This is a genomic window from Cellulomonas sp. plas2 (assembly GCF_057221735.1).
In genome coordinates this window covers 3600255-3615619 of sequence record NZ_CM170155.1, presented here as the reverse complement: position 1 = coordinate 3615619, position 15365 = coordinate 3600255, and the positions used below count along the sequence as shown (strand labels likewise).

The window sequence follows — 15365 nt, the reverse complement described above, 5'->3', positions numbered from 1 at the left end:
CGTTCCCGCTTCCGGGAATGAGCCGTACGAGGCAGAGGTTGAGCGTGGCAGGCTCAAGAACGGTGACGCCGGGTTGCGCGATCCGCAACCGGTCAGCAGACTTGAGCGCAGCGGGCTCAAGACCTCGGCCCGGGCAGGCTCAGGCACCACAGGGAAGAAGAGGAACAGACATGGCACGAGCAGTCGGCATCGACCTCGGCACCACCAACTCGGTCGTCGCCACCCTCGAGGGCGGCGAGCCGACCGTCATCGCCAACGCCGAGGGCGCCCGCACGACCCCGTCGGTCGTCGCGTTCTCCAAGACGGGCGAGGTGCTCGTCGGCGAGATCGCCAAGCGCCAGGCCGTCACCAACGTCGACCGGACGATCTCGTCGGTCAAGCGGCACATCGGCACGAACTGGTCGCAGTCCGTCGACGACAAGAAGTACACCGCGCAGGAGATCAGCGCCCGCATCCTCGGCAAGCTCAAGCGCGACGCCGAGGCGTACCTGGGCGAGCCGGTGACCGAGGCCGTCATCACGGTCCCCGCGTACTTCAACGACGCCCAGCGCCAGGCGACGAAGGACGCCGGCACCATCGCCGGCCTCAACGTCCTGCGCATCATCAACGAGCCCACCGCGGCCGCCCTCGCCTACGGGCTCGAGCGCGGCAAGGAGGACGAGCTCATCCTCGTCTTCGACCTCGGTGGCGGCACGTTCGACGTCTCCCTGCTCGAGGTGGGCAAGGACGACGACGGGTTCTCGACGATCGAGGTCCGCGCGACCTCCGGCGACAACCACCTCGGGGGCGACGACTGGGACAACCGGATCGTCGAGCACCTGGTGACCGAGGTGAAGAACACCACGGGTGTCGACCTGAGCAAGGACAAGATCGCCCTGCAGCGCCTGCGCGAGGCGGCGGAGCAGGCCAAGAAGGAGCTCTCGTCCGCGACGAGCACCAACATCTCCATGCAGTACCTGAGCATGGGCGAGAACGGCCCGGTCCACCTGGACTCCAAGCTCACGCGCGCGCAGTTCCAGCAGATGACGCAGGACCTGCTCGACCGGACGAAGGCGCCGTTCCAGTCCGTCATCCGTGACGCCGGCATCTCTGTCGGCGACATCGACCACATCGTGCTCGTCGGCGGCTCCACCCGGATGCCCGCGGTGACCGAGGTCGTCAAGGAGCTCACGGGCGGCAAGGAGCCCAACAAGGGCGTCAACCCGGACGAGGTCGTGGCCGTCGGTGCCGCGCTGCAGGCCGGCGTCATGAAGGGCGACCGTAAGGACGTCCTGCTCATCGACGTGACCCCGCTGTCCCTCGGCATCGAGACCAAGGGCGGCGTGATGACCAAGCTCATCGAGCGCAACACGGCCATCCCGACGAAGCGCAGCGAGATCTTCTCCACGGCCGAGGACAACCAGCCGTCCGTCCTCATCCAGGTGTTCCAGGGCGAGCGCGAGTTCGCGCGGGACAACAAGCCGCTGGGCACGTTCGAGCTGACCGGCATCGCGCCGGCGCCGCGTGGCGTGCCGCAGATCGAGGTCACCTTCGACATCGACGCGAACGGCATCGTGCACGTGTCCGCCAAGGACCGCGGCACGGGCAAGGAGCAGTCGATGACGATCACCGGCGGCTCGTCGCTGCCGAAGGACGACATCGAGCGCATGGTCCGCGAGGCCGAGGAGCACGCCGCCGAGGACAAGAAGCGCCGCGAGGAGGCCGAGACGCGCAACTCGGCTGAGCAGCTCGTCTACTCCACGGAGAAGCTGCTCACGGACAACGCGGAGAAGCTCCCGGAGGACGTCACGACCGAGGTGCGCGCCGCGGTCGCCGAGCTCCGCACCGCCCTCGAGGGCACGGACGCCGAGGCCGTCAAGGCCAAGCACTCCGCGCTCCTCACGGTGAGCCAGCGCATCGGCGAGGCGCTCTACGCCTCGGGCCAGTCCGAGGCGCCGACGACGGGCGAGCAGCCGACGGCCTCCGCCGGCGGCCAGGCGGCCGACGACGACGTCGTCGACGCCGAGATCGTCGACGACGAGAGCGAGAAGAAGTGACGTCCGAGGACGCCGGCCGCCCCCAGGGCGGCCGGCCCGAGGGCCGCGGCGAGGACGAGACGCCGCGCTTCACCGACAAGCGACGCATCGACCCCGAGACGTACGAGGTCCGCACGCCCGAGGAGCAGGTCCTCGCCGACGCCGAGGCCATCGCCTCCGGCGCCGAGGAGGAGCTGGGGCGCGAGAGCGAGCAGGTCCAGCGCCTGACCGAGGAGCTGGCCCGGGCCAAGGCCGACCTGTACAACCTCGAGCAGCAGTACTCCTCGTTCGTGAAGCGCTCGCGGACCGAGGCGTCGGCGGCCCACGGCCGTGGCGTCGCGGCGGTCGCCGAGGCCCTGGTCCCCGTGCTCGACGACGTCGAGCTGGCCCGCCAGCACGGCGACCTGTCGGGGCCGTTCGCCTCCATCGCGGAGAAGCTCGAGTCCACGCTCGGACGGTTCGGCGTCGAGCGCTACGGCGCCGTCGGGGAGGTCTTCGACCCCGCCGTGCACGAGGCGCTCATGCACCAGCACTCGACGGAGGTCACCGAGCCCACCGTCCAGATGGTGCTCCAGCCCGGCTACCGCACGGCCGAGCGCATCCTGCGCGCGGCCAGGGTGGCCGTGGCCGACCCCGAGGCCTGACGCCCCGGGTGCCCGACCACCGATCCACCGCCGCCCGCACCCCGGGCGGCAGCCCCCGCGGCGTCCCGGCGCCGCGGGGGCGCCACGCGCACCGGGAGGAGGCGTCGTGACCGGCCAGGACTGGCTCGAGAAGGACTTCTACGCCGCGCTCGGCGTCCCCAAGGACGCCGACGCGGCCGCCATCAAGAAGGCGTACCGCAAGATGGCCCGCCAGCTGCACCCCGACCAGAACCCCGGGGACGCGCAGGCGGAGGCGCGGTTCAAGGACATCGGCGAGGCCTACGCGGTCCTGTCCGACCCCGAGCAGCGCCGGCAGTACGACGGCCTGCGCGCCATGGCGGGCGGCCCGCGGTTCACCGCCGGCGGGCGTCCGGGTGCCGGCGGGAGCGCCGGCTTCGAGGACGTCTTCGGCGGCATGTTCGGCGCGGGCGGTCCCGGCCCCGGCGGCGGGCGGGTGCGCTACTCGACGAACGCGGGCGGCGCCGGCGGGTTCGAGGACCTGCTGGGCGGGCTGTTCGGCGGGGGCGGTGCGGGCTTCGGCGCGCGCGGGCCCCAGCAGGGCCAGGACCTGGCGGCCACGACGACGCTGCCCTTCCGTGCGGCGGCCGAAGGTGCGCCGGTCACGCTGACCGTCGAGGGGCGGACGATCACGGCCCGCGTGCCGGCCGGTGTCCGCGACGGCCAGAAGATCCGCCTGCGCGGCAAGGGCCGCCCGGGCGAGAACGGCGGCCCGCCCGGCGACCTCGTCATCACGGTGAAGGTCGGCGCGCACCCGGTCTTCGCCCTCGACGGGACGAACGTGCGCGTGACCGTGCCGGTGTCCTTCGACGAGGCCGCCCTCGGCGCCCAGGTCGAGGTGCCGACGCTGGACGGCGGGACCGTCCGGGTGAAGGTCCCCGAGGGCACGCCCTCGGGCCGGACGCTGCGGGTCAAGGGCAGGGGCATCACGACCGCGCAGGGCACGGGCGACCTGCTCGTGCAGGTGCAGGTCGTCGTGCCGCAGCGGCTGTCGGGCGCGGCGCGCGACGCCGTGGAGGCGTTCGCGGAGGCGACGGCGGGGGAGGACCCGCGAGCCGACCTGCGGGCGCAGGCGCGCACCTGAGCCGACGCGCCGCACGACGTGAGCGGTGAGGGCGACGGAGGGAGGACGGCACGTGGACGAGAACGCGCGGGTCTTCGTCATCTCGGTCGCGGCCGAGCTGGCCGGCATGCACCCGCAGACGCTGCGTCAGTACGACCGGCTCGGCCTCGTGCAGCCCGGCCGCACGCGCGGGCGCGGCCGGCGGTACTCGCTGCGGGACATCGCCACGCTGCGCGAGGTGCAGCGGCTCTCCCAGGAGGAGGGCATCAACCTCGCGGGCATCAAGCGCATCCTGGCGCTGCAGGGTGAGGTCGAGCGGCTGCAGGCGCAGGTCGACTTCCTGCGGGGCCTGACCGAGCCCGGGCGGCGCGTGTTCACCGCGCACCCGACGGGTGACGTCGTCGCGGTGCGGCGGGGGTCACGGCGGACGAGGTCCGCGACGGACCTGTCGGTCGGCCGGTCCGAGGAGGGCGCCCTCGTGCTGTGGCGCCCGGGTGCGCGCGACCGCTGAGACCCTCTCGCGCCGACGTCGTCGCCGGTCGTCAACAGGGCTGTCCACAGAGGTGTGGACAGCCCTGTTCGTCGTACGGGGCCGACGGCCCTCCGGCTGTGGACGTCGGGTGCGGGTCCGGGGACGGCTCGCGCGGCCGATGTTGACGCCGCGCACGGCGCTGTCGACGGCGTCCCCGGCGTCTGTGGACGGGCGGTGGGCCGCCTCGTGGGAGCCCAGGTGAGGGGCCGTGTCGGTGCACAGGTCTACGCTGCCGGCGGCGGGCCTCGTGACCGCGAAGCACATCCGTGTAACACCAGACCTAGTGGCTGCTTGCGGATAGCACCACTAGGTGTAGTGTCGACTCGACGAGTTCGGCGGACGCCCGCCGGTCCCGTCCAGCCCCGGTCGGACCCCGTCCGGCCCCCTCGGGACACCACCACGCACGCGGCAGCGGCACACCAGTCATGGGAGCGACGATGACGATCACGGTCTACAGCAAGCCGTCCTGCGTGCAGTGCACGGCGACGTACCGCGCGCTGGACAAGCTGGACGCGGAGTACACCGTGGTGGACATCAGCGAGGACGCCGACGCGCGTGACTACGTCATGTCGCTCGGGCACCTCCAGGCGCCCGTCGTCGTCGTCGACGGCGACCACTGGTCGGGCTACCGCCCCGACCGCATCAAGGCGCTGGCCGAGCGCCTGGCCACCGCCGTCGCCTGACGGCGGCTCCGACCGGACCGGACCGCGGGGAGGGGTGCGTCGTGGCCGCCCTCGTGTACTTCTCCTCCGCGTCCGAGAACACGCACCGCTTCGTCGAGAAGCTGGGCCTGCCGGCGCACCGGATCCCGCTGCGCCGGACCGACCCGCCCCTGCAGGTGGAGGAGCCCTACGTCCTCGTCGTGCCCACGTACGGCGGGGGCAACGAGGGCGGGGCGGTGCCGCGCCAGGTCGTGGCGTTCCTCAACGACCCGCACAACCGGTCGCTCATCCGCGGGGTGATCGCGGCTGGCAACACCAACTTCGGAGCGGCGTACGGGATCGCCGGGGACATCGTGGCCGCCAAGTGCGGCGTGCCCTACCTGTACGCGTTCGAGCTCATGGGAACCAGCGAGGACGTCACCCGCGTCCGTGACGGATTGGGACGATTGTGGCAACGGTCATCACTGACCCCGGCGTGATCGAGACGCCGACGGCGGGCCTGGACTACCACGCCCTCAACGCGATGCTGAACCTGTACGGGCCGTCCGGCGAGATCCAGTTCGACAAGGACCGCGAGGCGGCACGCCAGTACTTCCTGCAGCACGTCAACCAGAACACGGTCTTCTTCCACGACCTCGACGAGAAGCTCGACTACCTCGTCGAGAACAAGTACTACGACCCGGCGGTGCTGGAGCAGTACGACCGGGCGTTCCTGCGCGAGCTGTTCCAGTACGCGTACTCCAAGAAGTTCCGGTTCCAGACGTTCCTCGGCGCGTTCAAGTACTACACCTCGTACACGCTCAAGACGTTCGACGGCAAGCGGTACCTCGAGCGGTTCGAGGACCGCGTGACGATGGTGGCGCTCGCGCTGGCCGAGGGCGACCAGGAGTTCGCGCGCCGCCTCGTCGACGAGATCGTCTCGGGTCGCTTCCAGCCCGCCACGCCGACGTTCCTCAACCTCGGCAAGGCGCAGCGCGGCGAGCCCGTGTCCTGCTTCCTGCTGCGCATCGAGGACAACATGGAGTCCATCGCGCGCGGCATCAACTCCGCCCTGCAGCTGTCCAAGCGCGGCGGAGGCGTCGCCCTGCTGCTGTCGAACATCCGCGAGCACGGCGCGCCCATCAAGCACATCGAGAACCAGTCCAGCGGCGTCATCCCCGTGATGAAGCTGCTCGAGGACTCCTTCTCCTACGCCAACCAGCTCGGCGCCCGCCAAGGTGCCGGTGCGGTGTACCTGCACGCGCACCACCCGGACATCTACCGCTTCCTCGACACGAAGCGCGAGAACGCGGACGAGAAGATCCGCATCAAGACGCTCTCGCTCGGCGTCGTCATCCCGGACATCACGTTCGAGCTGGCCCGCAAGAACGAGCCGATGTACCTGTTCTCCCCGTACGACGTGAAGCGCGTGTACGGCAAGCCGTTCGCGGACGTGAACGTGTCGGAGACCTACCACGAGATGGTCGACGACCCGCGGATCCGCAAGACCAAGATCAACGCGCGCGAGTTCTTCCAGACGCTCGCGGAGTTGCAGTTCGAGTCCGGGTACCCGTACGTGATGTTCGAGGACACGGTCAACCGTGCCAACCCCATCAAGGGCAAGATCACGCACTCGAACCTCTGCTCGGAGATCCTCCAGGTCTCCACGCCGTCGACCTTCAACGAGGACCTGTCCTACGACACGGTGGGCCGGGACATCTCCTGCAACCTCGGCTCGATGAACATCGCGCTGTCCATGGACTCCCCGGACCTCGGCCGCACGGTCGAGACGGCCATCCGCGCCCTGACGGCGGTGTCGGACCAGACAAGCATCGAGTCGGTGCCCTCGGTGAAGAAGGCCAACGCCGGCGGCCACGCCATCGGCCTCGGCCAGATGAACCTGCACGGCTACCTGGCGCGCGAGCGGATCTTCTACGGGTCCGACGAGGGCCTGGACTTCACCAACATCTACTTCATGACGGTCGCGTACCACGCGATCCGCGCCTCGAACCTGCTGGCGCAGGAGCGCGGGCGGGCGTTCGACGGCTTCGAGGACTCGACGTACGCGTCGGGGGAGTACTTCCGCAAGTACGTCGAGAAGGCGTGGGAGCCCCGCACCGAGCGCGTCCGTCGGCTGTTCGACGAGGCGGGCGTGGTCGTCCCGACGCAGCAGGACTGGGCCGCGCTGGCCGAGTCCGTGCGCCTGCACGGCATCTACAACCAGAACCTGCAGGCCGTCCCGCCGACGGGCTCCATCTCGTACATCAACCACTCGACGAGCTCGATCCACCCGATCGCGAGCAAGATCGAGATCCGCAAGGAGGGCAAGATCGGCCGGGTCTACTACCCGGCGCCCTTCATGACGAACGACAACCTGGAGTACTACCAGGACGCGTACGAGATCGGCTACGAGAAGATCATCGACACGTACGCCGAGGCGACGCAGCACGTCGACCAGGGCCTGTCGCTGACGCTGTTCTTCAAGGACACCGCCACCACGCGCGACCTCAACAAGGCGCAGATCTACGCCTGGCGCAAGGGCATCAAGACGATCTACTACATCCGCCTGCGCCAGATGGCCCTCGAGGGCACCGAGGTGGACGGCTGCGTCAGCTGCATGCTGTGAGGAGCCTGTGAACTAGTCGTGCACCGCCCTGCTGCACCACCTGCTGCACCATTCGTGAGAGGTACGGAGACGACATGAGCCCGTCGCCCAAGCTGAAGCTGATCGACCGGGTCTCGGCGATCAACTGGAACCGCGTCGAGGACGAGAAGGACTCCGAGGTCTGGGACCGCCTGACCGGCAACTTCTGGCTGCCCGAGAAGGTCCCGGTCTCGAACGACATCCAGTCGTGGGCCACGTTGACCGACGTCGAGAAGACGATGACGACGCGGGTCTTCACGGGCCTGACGCTGCTGGACACCATCCAGGGCACGGTCGGCGCGGTCAGCCTCATCCCCGACGCGCTCACGCCGCACGAGGAGGCCGTCTACACGAACATCGCGTTCATGGAGTCGGTGCACGCCAAGTCGTACTCCTCGATCTTCTCCACGCTCATCAGCACGCGGGAGATCGACGACGCGTTCCGCTGGTCGGAGGAGAACCCGAACCTGCAGCGCAAGGCCGCGATCGTCCTCGACTACTACCGGGGCGACGAGCCGCTCAAGCGCAAGGTCGCCTCGACCATGCTCGAGTCGTTCCTCTTCTACTCGGGCTTCTACGCGCCCATGTACTGGGCCAGCCGGGCCAAGCTCACGAACACGGCCGACCTCATCCGCCTCATCATCCGCGACGAGGCCGTGCACGGGTACTACATCGGCTACAAGTACCAGAAGGGCCTCGAGCAGCTGACGACGGCCGAGCGGCAGGAGCTGAAGGACTACACCTTCGACCTGCTCTTCGAGCTGTACGACAACGAGGTGGAGTACACCCAGGACCTCTACGACGACCTCGGTCTCACCGAGGACGTCAAGAAGTTCCTGCGCTACAACGCCAACAAGGCGCTGATGAACCTCGGGTACGAGGCGCTGTTCCCGCGCGACGAGACCGACGTCAACCCGTCGATCCTCGCCGCGCTGTCCCCGAACGCCGACGAGAACCACGACTTCTTCTCCGGCTCGGGCTCGTCCTACGTCATCGGCAAGGCCGTCGTGACCGAGGACGAGGACTGGGAGTTCTGACCCCGGTGCCGCTCGACGAGGGCCCGGTCGTGGTGCGCCACGGCCGGGCCCTCGTGCCGTCCAAGGGCGGGGAGCGACGGGGCCCTGGTGAGGGCAGCCTTACCTCAACACCCCGCTGACCTGCGGTTTCGTCCGAGCCAGGTCTGGCGCGGCACCGGCGGCAGGGCTACCGTCGGAACGGTCGAGCCCAGCCGGTGGGTCGTCCCGCCGGCCGGGGACCGCCTGCGGAAGGACGCGTCATGAGCACCCTGATGGATCTGCCCGAGGTCGCCACCTGTTCCGTGGCCGGCTGCTCGTACAACACCCACGACCACTGCCATGCCGCCGCGGTGACCATCACCGGGTCGGCGTGCGGCACGTTCATCCCCCTCGGGGTCAAGGGCGGCCTCGACAAGGTCGTCTCGCACGTCGGCGCCTGCCAGCGTGCCGAGTGCACGCACAACGCGAGCCTTGAGTGCACCGCTGACTCCGTGCGCGTCGGCGCCGGCATGAGCACCGCGGACTGCCTCACGTACGCCCCGCGCTGAGCGCGCACGCGCACGACGCGTGAGCGCGCCTCGGACGGCCCTGCAGCCCTCGCTGCGGGGCCGTCGGCATGTCAGGGCTGGCGGGCGTGCCGGCCGAGCAGGCGGACGGCCTCGTCGTGCGTCGCGGGCAACGGCACCGACCACACGTGCGGCGGGACGCGGACGCCGACGGCCGCCTCCAGCCCGGCGCAGAGCGCCGAGACCGCGTCGTGGGTGCGGTGCACGCGGTCCTCGACGCCGTCGCGGTCGTCGAGGACGGCGAACAGCCCTCCGCCGAGGGTGGCCATCGGATGACCGTGACCGTAGACACGGGCGAGGGCGTCACCGGCCACCGCGGACCGGGCCGCGCGGGCCAGTGGCGGCAGGTCCCCGGCCGCGACGTCGACGAGCACGAGGCAGTGCTCCTCGGTCACCGACCGGCCCCGACGTGCCGCCGTCAGGTACGTCTCCTCCAGGCGGACCGCGAGGTACTCCTGGCGGGGCAGGCCCGTCTCGGGGTCGGTGCTCGCGCCAACCGCCAGGGCGTCGGCCTGGGCGTCGGACCAGGCGACGCAGAACGCGCGGACGACCGCAGGGGGCGTGGCGACCTGCCCGGCGGCGACGAAGAGGCAGGTCAGATCGTCGAGAGCCTCCCCGATGCCGACGCCGTCGTACCCCCGCGCGCGGCCCAGGTCCTCCGCCGCCCCCACCGGGCACGCCCCCGACGAGACCGCCGCCGCCAGCTCCTCGACCTCCGGACCGGACCAGTCGGCGACCCGGCGCCACACCGTGCCGAGGCTCGCCTGACGCCACCGCTCGCGCAGCAGCACGGCGGCTGCATCGCGGGCACGGGTGGTCGTCACGGGGAAGAGAGTGCTCCGTCGCGGCATCGTGACGCCACCTGACACAATTCACCCGTTCCGCTTCGGTTCGATCCTCCGTGTCGTCCCACTATGGGACGCTGTAGCGGAACGGGGGGTACGTGCGTGGACGGGGTGGAGCTCGACGGTGTCCTGAGTGACGCCGAGCTCATCGCTGCGACCCGAACAGGGGACGCGGCGGCCTTCGGCGCGCTCTACGAGCGGCACGCGGGCGCCGCCTGGGTCGTGGCGCGGCAGTACAGCCGGTCCGAGGCCGACGCCGACGACCTGGTGTCGGACGCCTTCGCGGCGGTCTGGAACGCACTGACCAACGGGGCCGGGCCCGAGGCCGCCTTCCGCGCCTACCTCTTCACGGCGGTCCGGAACACGGCGAACACCCGGCGCAAGGCGCAGCTGCGCACCCAGCCGACCGACGACGCCGCGGTGCTCGAGGCGGCGGCGCCGTCCGTGCCCGGCGTCGACGAGGGGGCGATGGCCGGCGCCGAGCGCGGCATGGTCGCCCGCGCCTTCCGGTCGCTGCCCGAGCGGTGGCAGGCCGTCCTGTGGCACACCGAGGTCGAGCGCATGAGCCCCGCGCAGGTCGCGCCGGTGCTCGGGCTGTCCGCGAACGGTGTGGCCGCCCTCGCCTACCGGGCCCGGGAGGGGCTGCGGCAGGCCTACCTGCAGGAGCACCTGCAGGGGGAGACGGACGCGGCGTGCCGGGGGATCGCGGGCAAGCTCGGCGCCTTCGTGCGCGGCGGGCTGGGCAAGCGCGAGAACGCGACGATCGAGGCGCACCTCGAGACGTGCGACCGCTGCCGCGCGCTCGCCCTCGAGCTCGGGGACGTCAGCCACGGCATGCGCGCCGTCGTGGCGCCGCTGGTCCTGGGTGCCCTCGGCGTCGGGGCCCTCGCGCACGTGCTCCCGCTCGGCGGTGGTCTGGCAGCCGGCGTCGCGGCCCTGTCCGGGTCCGCCGCAGGTGCTGCCGGCGCAGGCGGCGCGGTTGCTGCCGGTGCCGGCTCGGCGGGCGCGAGTGGTGCCGGGGCCGCCGGAGGTGCGGGCGCCGGGGCGGGTGCGGGCGGGGCCGGGGCTGCTGGCGGCGCCGGCGCGGCTGGTGCCGGGACGGCTGGCGCCGGTGCCGGGACGGCCGGTGCGGGCACGGCAGGTGCGGCTGGTGCCGGTGCGGGGACGGCGGGTGCGGCTGGTGCCGGGACGGCGGGCGCGGCTGGTGCCGGGACGGCGGGCGCGGGCGCGGCTGGTGCCGGGACGGCGGGCGCGGGTGCCGCTGGTGCCGGCACGGCGGGTGCGGGCGCGGCCGGTGCAGGGACCGCGGGTGCGGGGGTGGCGGGTGCGTCGACCGCCGGTGCCGCGGGGACGGCGGGCGCGGCCGGGGCCACGGGCGCCGGGCTCGGAGCAGGTGCGGGCGGTGCCGGGGGCGCCGGCGCCCTCGTCGGGACGGGTGCCGGGGCGTCGAGCGCCGGCATGGGGACCGTGGGCGCCGGTGCGGCCGGCGCGGCGGGTGCGGCGAAGGCCGTGGGCGCTGCCGGGGCGCTCGGCGCGACGGCGCAGGCCGGAGCCGGGACGGGTCTGCTCGGGTCGGCGACCGGCACGGCGGCTGGCACGGCAGCCGGGACAGCAGCCGGCACCGCAGCCGCGGGTGGCACGGGCGCGGCCGCGGCGGGCGTGACCGCCGGCATGACGGCGGGTGCGACGACGGCAGCAACGACGGCGGCGACCACCGCGGCCACCACCGCGGCCACCACCGCCGCGGCGACCACCGTGGGTGCCGCGGCGGCCGGGACCACCGCCGCCGGCGCGGCGGCCGCGGCGGGCACGGCGGCGGCGACGGCGGGTGCCGTCGGGGCGACCGCGGCGGCGGGCACGGCCGCCGCCGGGGCGCTGGCTGCCGTGGCGGCCGTGCCGGTGGCCGCCGTGGCGACCGGGGCGCTGACCGTGGTGGTCGGCGCGGTGACGGTCGCCGGCGTCCTGGCGGCGACGGCCCCGACCGAGGCGGCGACCGCGCCGCCCCCGACGGAGATCACGCAGCCGGAGGTGCCGTCCCAGACCGGGGGCGGCGGCATCGGCTCGTTCGACCCCGCTTCCGCGCTGCCTCCGCTCGGCGCGGACCCGGCGGCGCTGCCGGTCGAGGACCCGACGCTGCCGCCCGCCGGAGCGGCTACCTCACCGCTCGCGGGGGCGCCCCAGATCGTCGTCGAGGGGCCGTCGCAGGGCTGGGTCCTCACCGCGGGCGAGCCGGAGCAGAGCGCGACCTTCGTCGTGCGCAACGTCGGGACGCGGTCCGCCACGGACGTCGTGGTGACGATGGCGCTGCCGGACGGCGTGACGCTGGGCGACTTCACGGCGTTCGCCGGCTCCGTCGTGAGCGGGACGTTCGCCCCCTCCGGCGGGCAGGCGTGGACCTGCGAGGGCGCGACCGACGGGCTGCGCTGCTCCCTCGACGAGCTCGTCGCGGGCGGCTCCGCGGTCCTCGTGCTGAGCCTGACCGTCTCCGACGAGGTGCAGGTCGACGCCGGCGTCGTCGACTTCGACGTGCGCGGGGACGGGCTGGCGTCGCAGCGGCCGAGCGTCGCCTTCGGCATCTTCTCGCCGCCGCGGCTCGTCGTCGCCGACGTCGGTCCCGTCCAGCTCGTCAGCGGGCAGCGCGGGACGGTCACGATCGTGCCCGCCAACCGGGGGCGGTCGACGACCTCCGCGGCGGAGCCGGCGGCGGTGCTCGTCCGGGTGCCCGACGGGCTCGTCGTGGACGTGGCGGACGCCGGTGCGTGGACCTGCGGCCCGCCCGCGGCCGCGGGGGACGGCTCGGGCGCGAGCGAGCTGCTGTGCACGCAGGACGTCCTCGCCGGGGGCTTCTCGTCGCCGCTCGTGCTGGGCCTCACGGCCACCCGCGACGCCGCGACCGGGGTGCCGCCGCAGCTGTCCGTGACCGCCTCGGCCGGCGCCCGCAGCACGACGACGACCGTGCCCGTCGTGGTGCAGCCCGCCCCGCAGGTGTCGGTCGCCGTCGCCGCGGACGCGCTGCGCGCGGGTGCCGCCACCGACGTGGCGATCACCGTCCGCAACAGCGGCAGCGTGCCGGCCACCGGGGCGTCCGTCCGGCTGACCGCTCCCGTCGCGCTCGCGTGGGCGCGGGTGCCCGACGGGTGGGCGTGCTCGGCCGGCGGTCCCGCCGGGACGGTCGTGACCTGCTCCACCGGCGGCACGTTGGCGCCCGGGGAGGCGGCCGTGCTGGTGGCCTCCCTGACGCCGGAGGTCGGCGTCGTGGGCGACCTGCCCGCCCTCGACGTCCGGGCCGGTGCGGACGGTGCCGCCGGCGCCGCCCGCTCCGCGCCGCTGACCGTGCTCCCGCCCGTCCTCGGCCTCGACGCCTCGGCGCCGGCGGTCCTGCTCGACGACCGCGGGCGCGGCACCGTGACGGTGTCCGGCCGCGTCGGCAGCGGGTCCGCGGCCGCCGGCACGACCGCCGTCCTGACGCTCCCGGCCGGGCTGCGCGCCGCCCCGGGGGCCGGTCCCGACACGCCGGGCTGCACGGCGGGCACGCCGCCCGCCGACGGCACGCAGGACGTGACGTGCGCGGTGGGCACCGTGGCCGCCGGCGGCCGGGTCGAGGCCCTCGTGCACGTCGTGCGCACGGGTGACGCGGGCCCCGTGCGCGCACAGCTGCGGGCGGCGGGCGCCGCACCGGCCGTGGCGAGCGGGACGGGCACCGTCTCCGCCTCCCGGCTGGCGCCGCGGTTCAGCGCCGGGCCGGGCTGGTCCGTGCTGCAGGCGGGCGCGCCGCTGCTCGGCTGCGCTGCGGACGACGCCGTGTGCCGCGAGATCAGCGCGACCGGCGCCTCCGGGGACCGACGCACCAACGACGGCCTGGGCCTGGTCCCGCTGGCCGAGGCGGGCCGGACGCCCTCGTCGAGCACGACGATCGACGTGCCCGCCGGCCGCGAGATCGCCTTCGCCGGCCTGTACTGGTCGGCGGGTGCCGGCCCGGAGGACAAGTTCTCCGGGAGCCTGCGGACGGCCTCCCTGCGCGGTCCCTCCGGCGACTGGACGCGCGTGACCGCCGACGAGGCCGACCTGCGGACGGTGCGGGACGAGGACGGCCGCCGGCTGTACCAGAGCTTCGTCGACGTGACGGAGCTCGTCCGGGCGGGCGGTGGCGGCACGTGGTCGCTGGCCGACGCGGCGCTGTCCGGCATGCGCACCGACCCCTCGCCGTCCTACTACGGCGGCTGGGCGCTCGTCGTCGTGCACGCGGACCCCGACGCGCGCGGCACCGTCACGGTCGAGGACGGCGGCGCGTGGGTCGGGCGCGGCGCGAGCGAGCCGGTGCTCGCCCTCGCGGGGACCCGCGGCGGAGCGGCGCGGGTCGGCGTCGTCGCCTGGGAGGGCGACCGCGGGCGCGGCGACGGGCTGTCGCTGGCCGGGACGCCGCTGGTGCCGCTCGGCCCCGCCGGGCCGGGCTCCGCGCAGGACGTGTTCGACGGCACGGTGCTCGGGCGGCCGGAGCGCGACAGCCTCGGCGTCGACGTGCGGACCTTCGCCGACGTCCCGCTCCGGGACGCGACCGCGACGCTCGTCGCGCAGGGCGGGGACGACGGCGTGCTGCTCGGCGTCGTCACCGTCACCACCTGGGGCTGATCCCGGCAGGGACGCGGCAGGTCGGGGCGCCCCGGGTCCGCCGGACGTCCCTCGGCGGACCCCGGCAGCCCCGCCGTCAGACGATGCCGTACAGCCGGTCGCCGGCGTCGCCGAGGCCCGGCACGATGTAGGCCTTCTCGTTCAGCCGCTCGTCCACGGCGGCCACGACGACCGACACCTCGGCCCGGTCGCCGACGGCCGCCTCCAGCGTCGCCAGCCCCTCCGGCGCGGCCAGCAGGCAGACCACCGTCACCTCGCGGGCGCCGCGGTCGAGCATGTAGTCGATGCTGGCGACGAGCGTCCCGCCGGTGGCCAGCATCGGGTCGAGGAGGAAGACCTGGCGGCCCGAGAGGTCGTCGGGCAGGCGGTTGGCGTAGGTGATCGCCTCGAGCGTCTCCTCGTCGCGCCGCAGCCCGAGGAACCCGACCTCCGCCGTGGGCAGCAGGCGCGTCATCCCGTCGAGCATCCCGAGCCCGGCGCGCAGGATCGGCACGACGATGGGGCTCGGGTCGGCGATGCGGACCCCGGTGGTCGGGGCCACGGGCGTCACGATGTCGACCGGCTCGACGCGGACGTCCCGCGTGGCCTCGTAGGCCAGGAGCGTCACCAGCTCGTCGACGAGCTGGCGGAAGGTCGGCGAGGACGTCGACGCGTCCCGCAGGACCGTGAGCTTGTGGGCGACGAGCGGGTGGTCCGCGACGTGCAGGCGCATGCGCCCACCCTAGGGCTCCGTCGGGGCGAGGCGGGGCGGG

12 protein-coding genes are annotated in these 15365 nt (G+C 73.5%); 10 read left to right on the top strand and 2 right to left on the bottom strand.

The genetic code is table 11. The features are described 5' to 3' along the window. The first annotated feature begins 170 nt into the window (after positions 1-170). From dnaK to AC2TDM_RS16020, 9 genes are all read left to right on the top strand, one after another. On the top strand, positions 171-2036 hold the full coding sequence (gene dnaK, locus AC2TDM_RS16060; RefSeq protein ID WP_090034132.1) for a molecular chaperone DnaK: 1866 nt from the start codon (positions 171-173) through the stop codon (positions 2034-2036). Further along, on the top strand, positions 2033-2659 hold the full coding sequence (locus AC2TDM_RS16055) for a nucleotide exchange factor GrpE (protein ID WP_090034134.1): 627 nt from the start codon (positions 2033-2035) through the stop codon (positions 2657-2659). Before dnaK ends, AC2TDM_RS16055 begins: the two co-directional genes overlap by 4 nt. 106 nt (positions 2660-2765) lie before the next feature. Then, positions 2766-3761 carry a DnaJ C-terminal domain-containing protein gene (locus tag AC2TDM_RS16050; RefSeq protein ID WP_484635289.1) on the top strand — a complete coding sequence of 332 codons (996 nt, stop codon included), beginning with the start codon at positions 2766-2768 and terminating at the stop codon, positions 3759-3761. Positions 3762-3813: 52 nt separating this feature from the next. Further along, positions 3814-4251 (top strand): heat shock protein transcriptional repressor HspR, encoded by a 438-nt coding sequence (locus tag AC2TDM_RS16045; RefSeq protein ID WP_484635288.1) that lies wholly within the window; start codon positions 3814-3816, stop codon positions 4249-4251. Positions 4252-4709: 458 nt separating this feature from the next. Next, a complete protein-coding gene (gene nrdH / locus AC2TDM_RS16040; protein WP_090034221.1) occupies positions 4710-4955 on the top strand; it encodes a glutaredoxin-like protein NrdH in 246 nt (81 codons plus the stop codon). Between the two features lie 41 nt (positions 4956-4996). Further along, complete coding sequence (gene nrdI, locus AC2TDM_RS16035) at positions 4997-5413, top strand: class Ib ribonucleoside-diphosphate reductase assembly flavoprotein NrdI (RefSeq protein WP_090034137.1); 417 nt, start codon at positions 4997-4999, stop codon at positions 5411-5413. Next, positions 5410-7539, top strand: coding sequence for a class 1b ribonucleoside-diphosphate reductase subunit alpha (gene nrdE / locus AC2TDM_RS16030; protein WP_484635287.1), 2130 nt, complete (start codon positions 5410-5412; stop codon positions 7537-7539). Before nrdI ends, nrdE begins: the two co-directional genes overlap by 4 nt. A 74-nt stretch (positions 7540-7613) precedes the next feature. Then, a complete protein-coding gene (nrdF, locus tag AC2TDM_RS16025; RefSeq protein ID WP_484635286.1) occupies positions 7614-8594 on the top strand; it encodes a class 1b ribonucleoside-diphosphate reductase subunit beta in 981 nt (326 codons plus the stop codon). Positions 8595-8833: 239 nt separating this feature from the next. After that, a complete protein-coding gene (locus tag AC2TDM_RS16020; protein ID WP_090034141.1) occupies positions 8834-9121 on the top strand; it encodes a DUF1540 domain-containing protein in 288 nt (95 codons plus the stop codon). A 71-nt stretch (positions 9122-9192) separates the two neighbouring features. Here AC2TDM_RS16020 and AC2TDM_RS16015 read toward each other — a convergent pair whose 3' ends face one another. Next, positions 9193-9963: a hypothetical protein gene (locus AC2TDM_RS16015; RefSeq protein WP_484635285.1), complete on the bottom strand. Its 771-nt coding sequence runs from the start codon at positions 9961-9963 to the stop codon at positions 9193-9195. Between the two features lie 123 nt (positions 9964-10086). On the opposite strand from AC2TDM_RS16015, the gene AC2TDM_RS16010 reads away from it, so the two are divergent. After that, on the top strand, positions 10087-14613 hold the full coding sequence (locus AC2TDM_RS16010) for a sigma-70 family RNA polymerase sigma factor (RefSeq protein ID WP_484635284.1): 4527 nt from the start codon (positions 10087-10089) through the stop codon (positions 14611-14613). Between the two features lie 76 nt (positions 14614-14689). On the opposite strand, the gene upp is transcribed toward AC2TDM_RS16010, so the two are convergent. Then, positions 14690-15325, bottom strand: coding sequence for a uracil phosphoribosyltransferase (gene upp, locus AC2TDM_RS16005; RefSeq protein WP_484635283.1), 636 nt, complete (start codon positions 15323-15325; stop codon positions 14690-14692). Positions 15326-15365: the final 40 nt, after the last annotated feature.

Bases quoted from the DNA above. Each gene is read 5' to 3' on its own strand.
- dnaK (WP_090034132.1), top strand. From the start codon at position 171: ATGGCACGAGCAGTCGGCATCGACCTCGGCACCACCAACTCGGTCGTC.
- nrdH (WP_090034221.1), top strand. From the start codon at position 4,710: ATGACGATCACGGTCTACAGCAAGCCGTCCTGCGTGCAGTGCACGGCG.
- nrdF (WP_484635286.1), top strand. From the start codon at position 7,614: ATGAGCCCGTCGCCCAAGCTGAAGCTGATCGACCGGGTCTCGGCGATC.
- AC2TDM_RS16020 (WP_090034141.1), top strand. From the start codon at position 8,834: ATGAGCACCCTGATGGATCTGCCCGAGGTCGCCACCTGTTCCGTGGCC.
- upp (WP_484635283.1), bottom strand. From the start codon at position 15,325: ATGCGCCTGCACGTCGCGGACCACCCGCTCGTCGCCCACAAGCTCACG.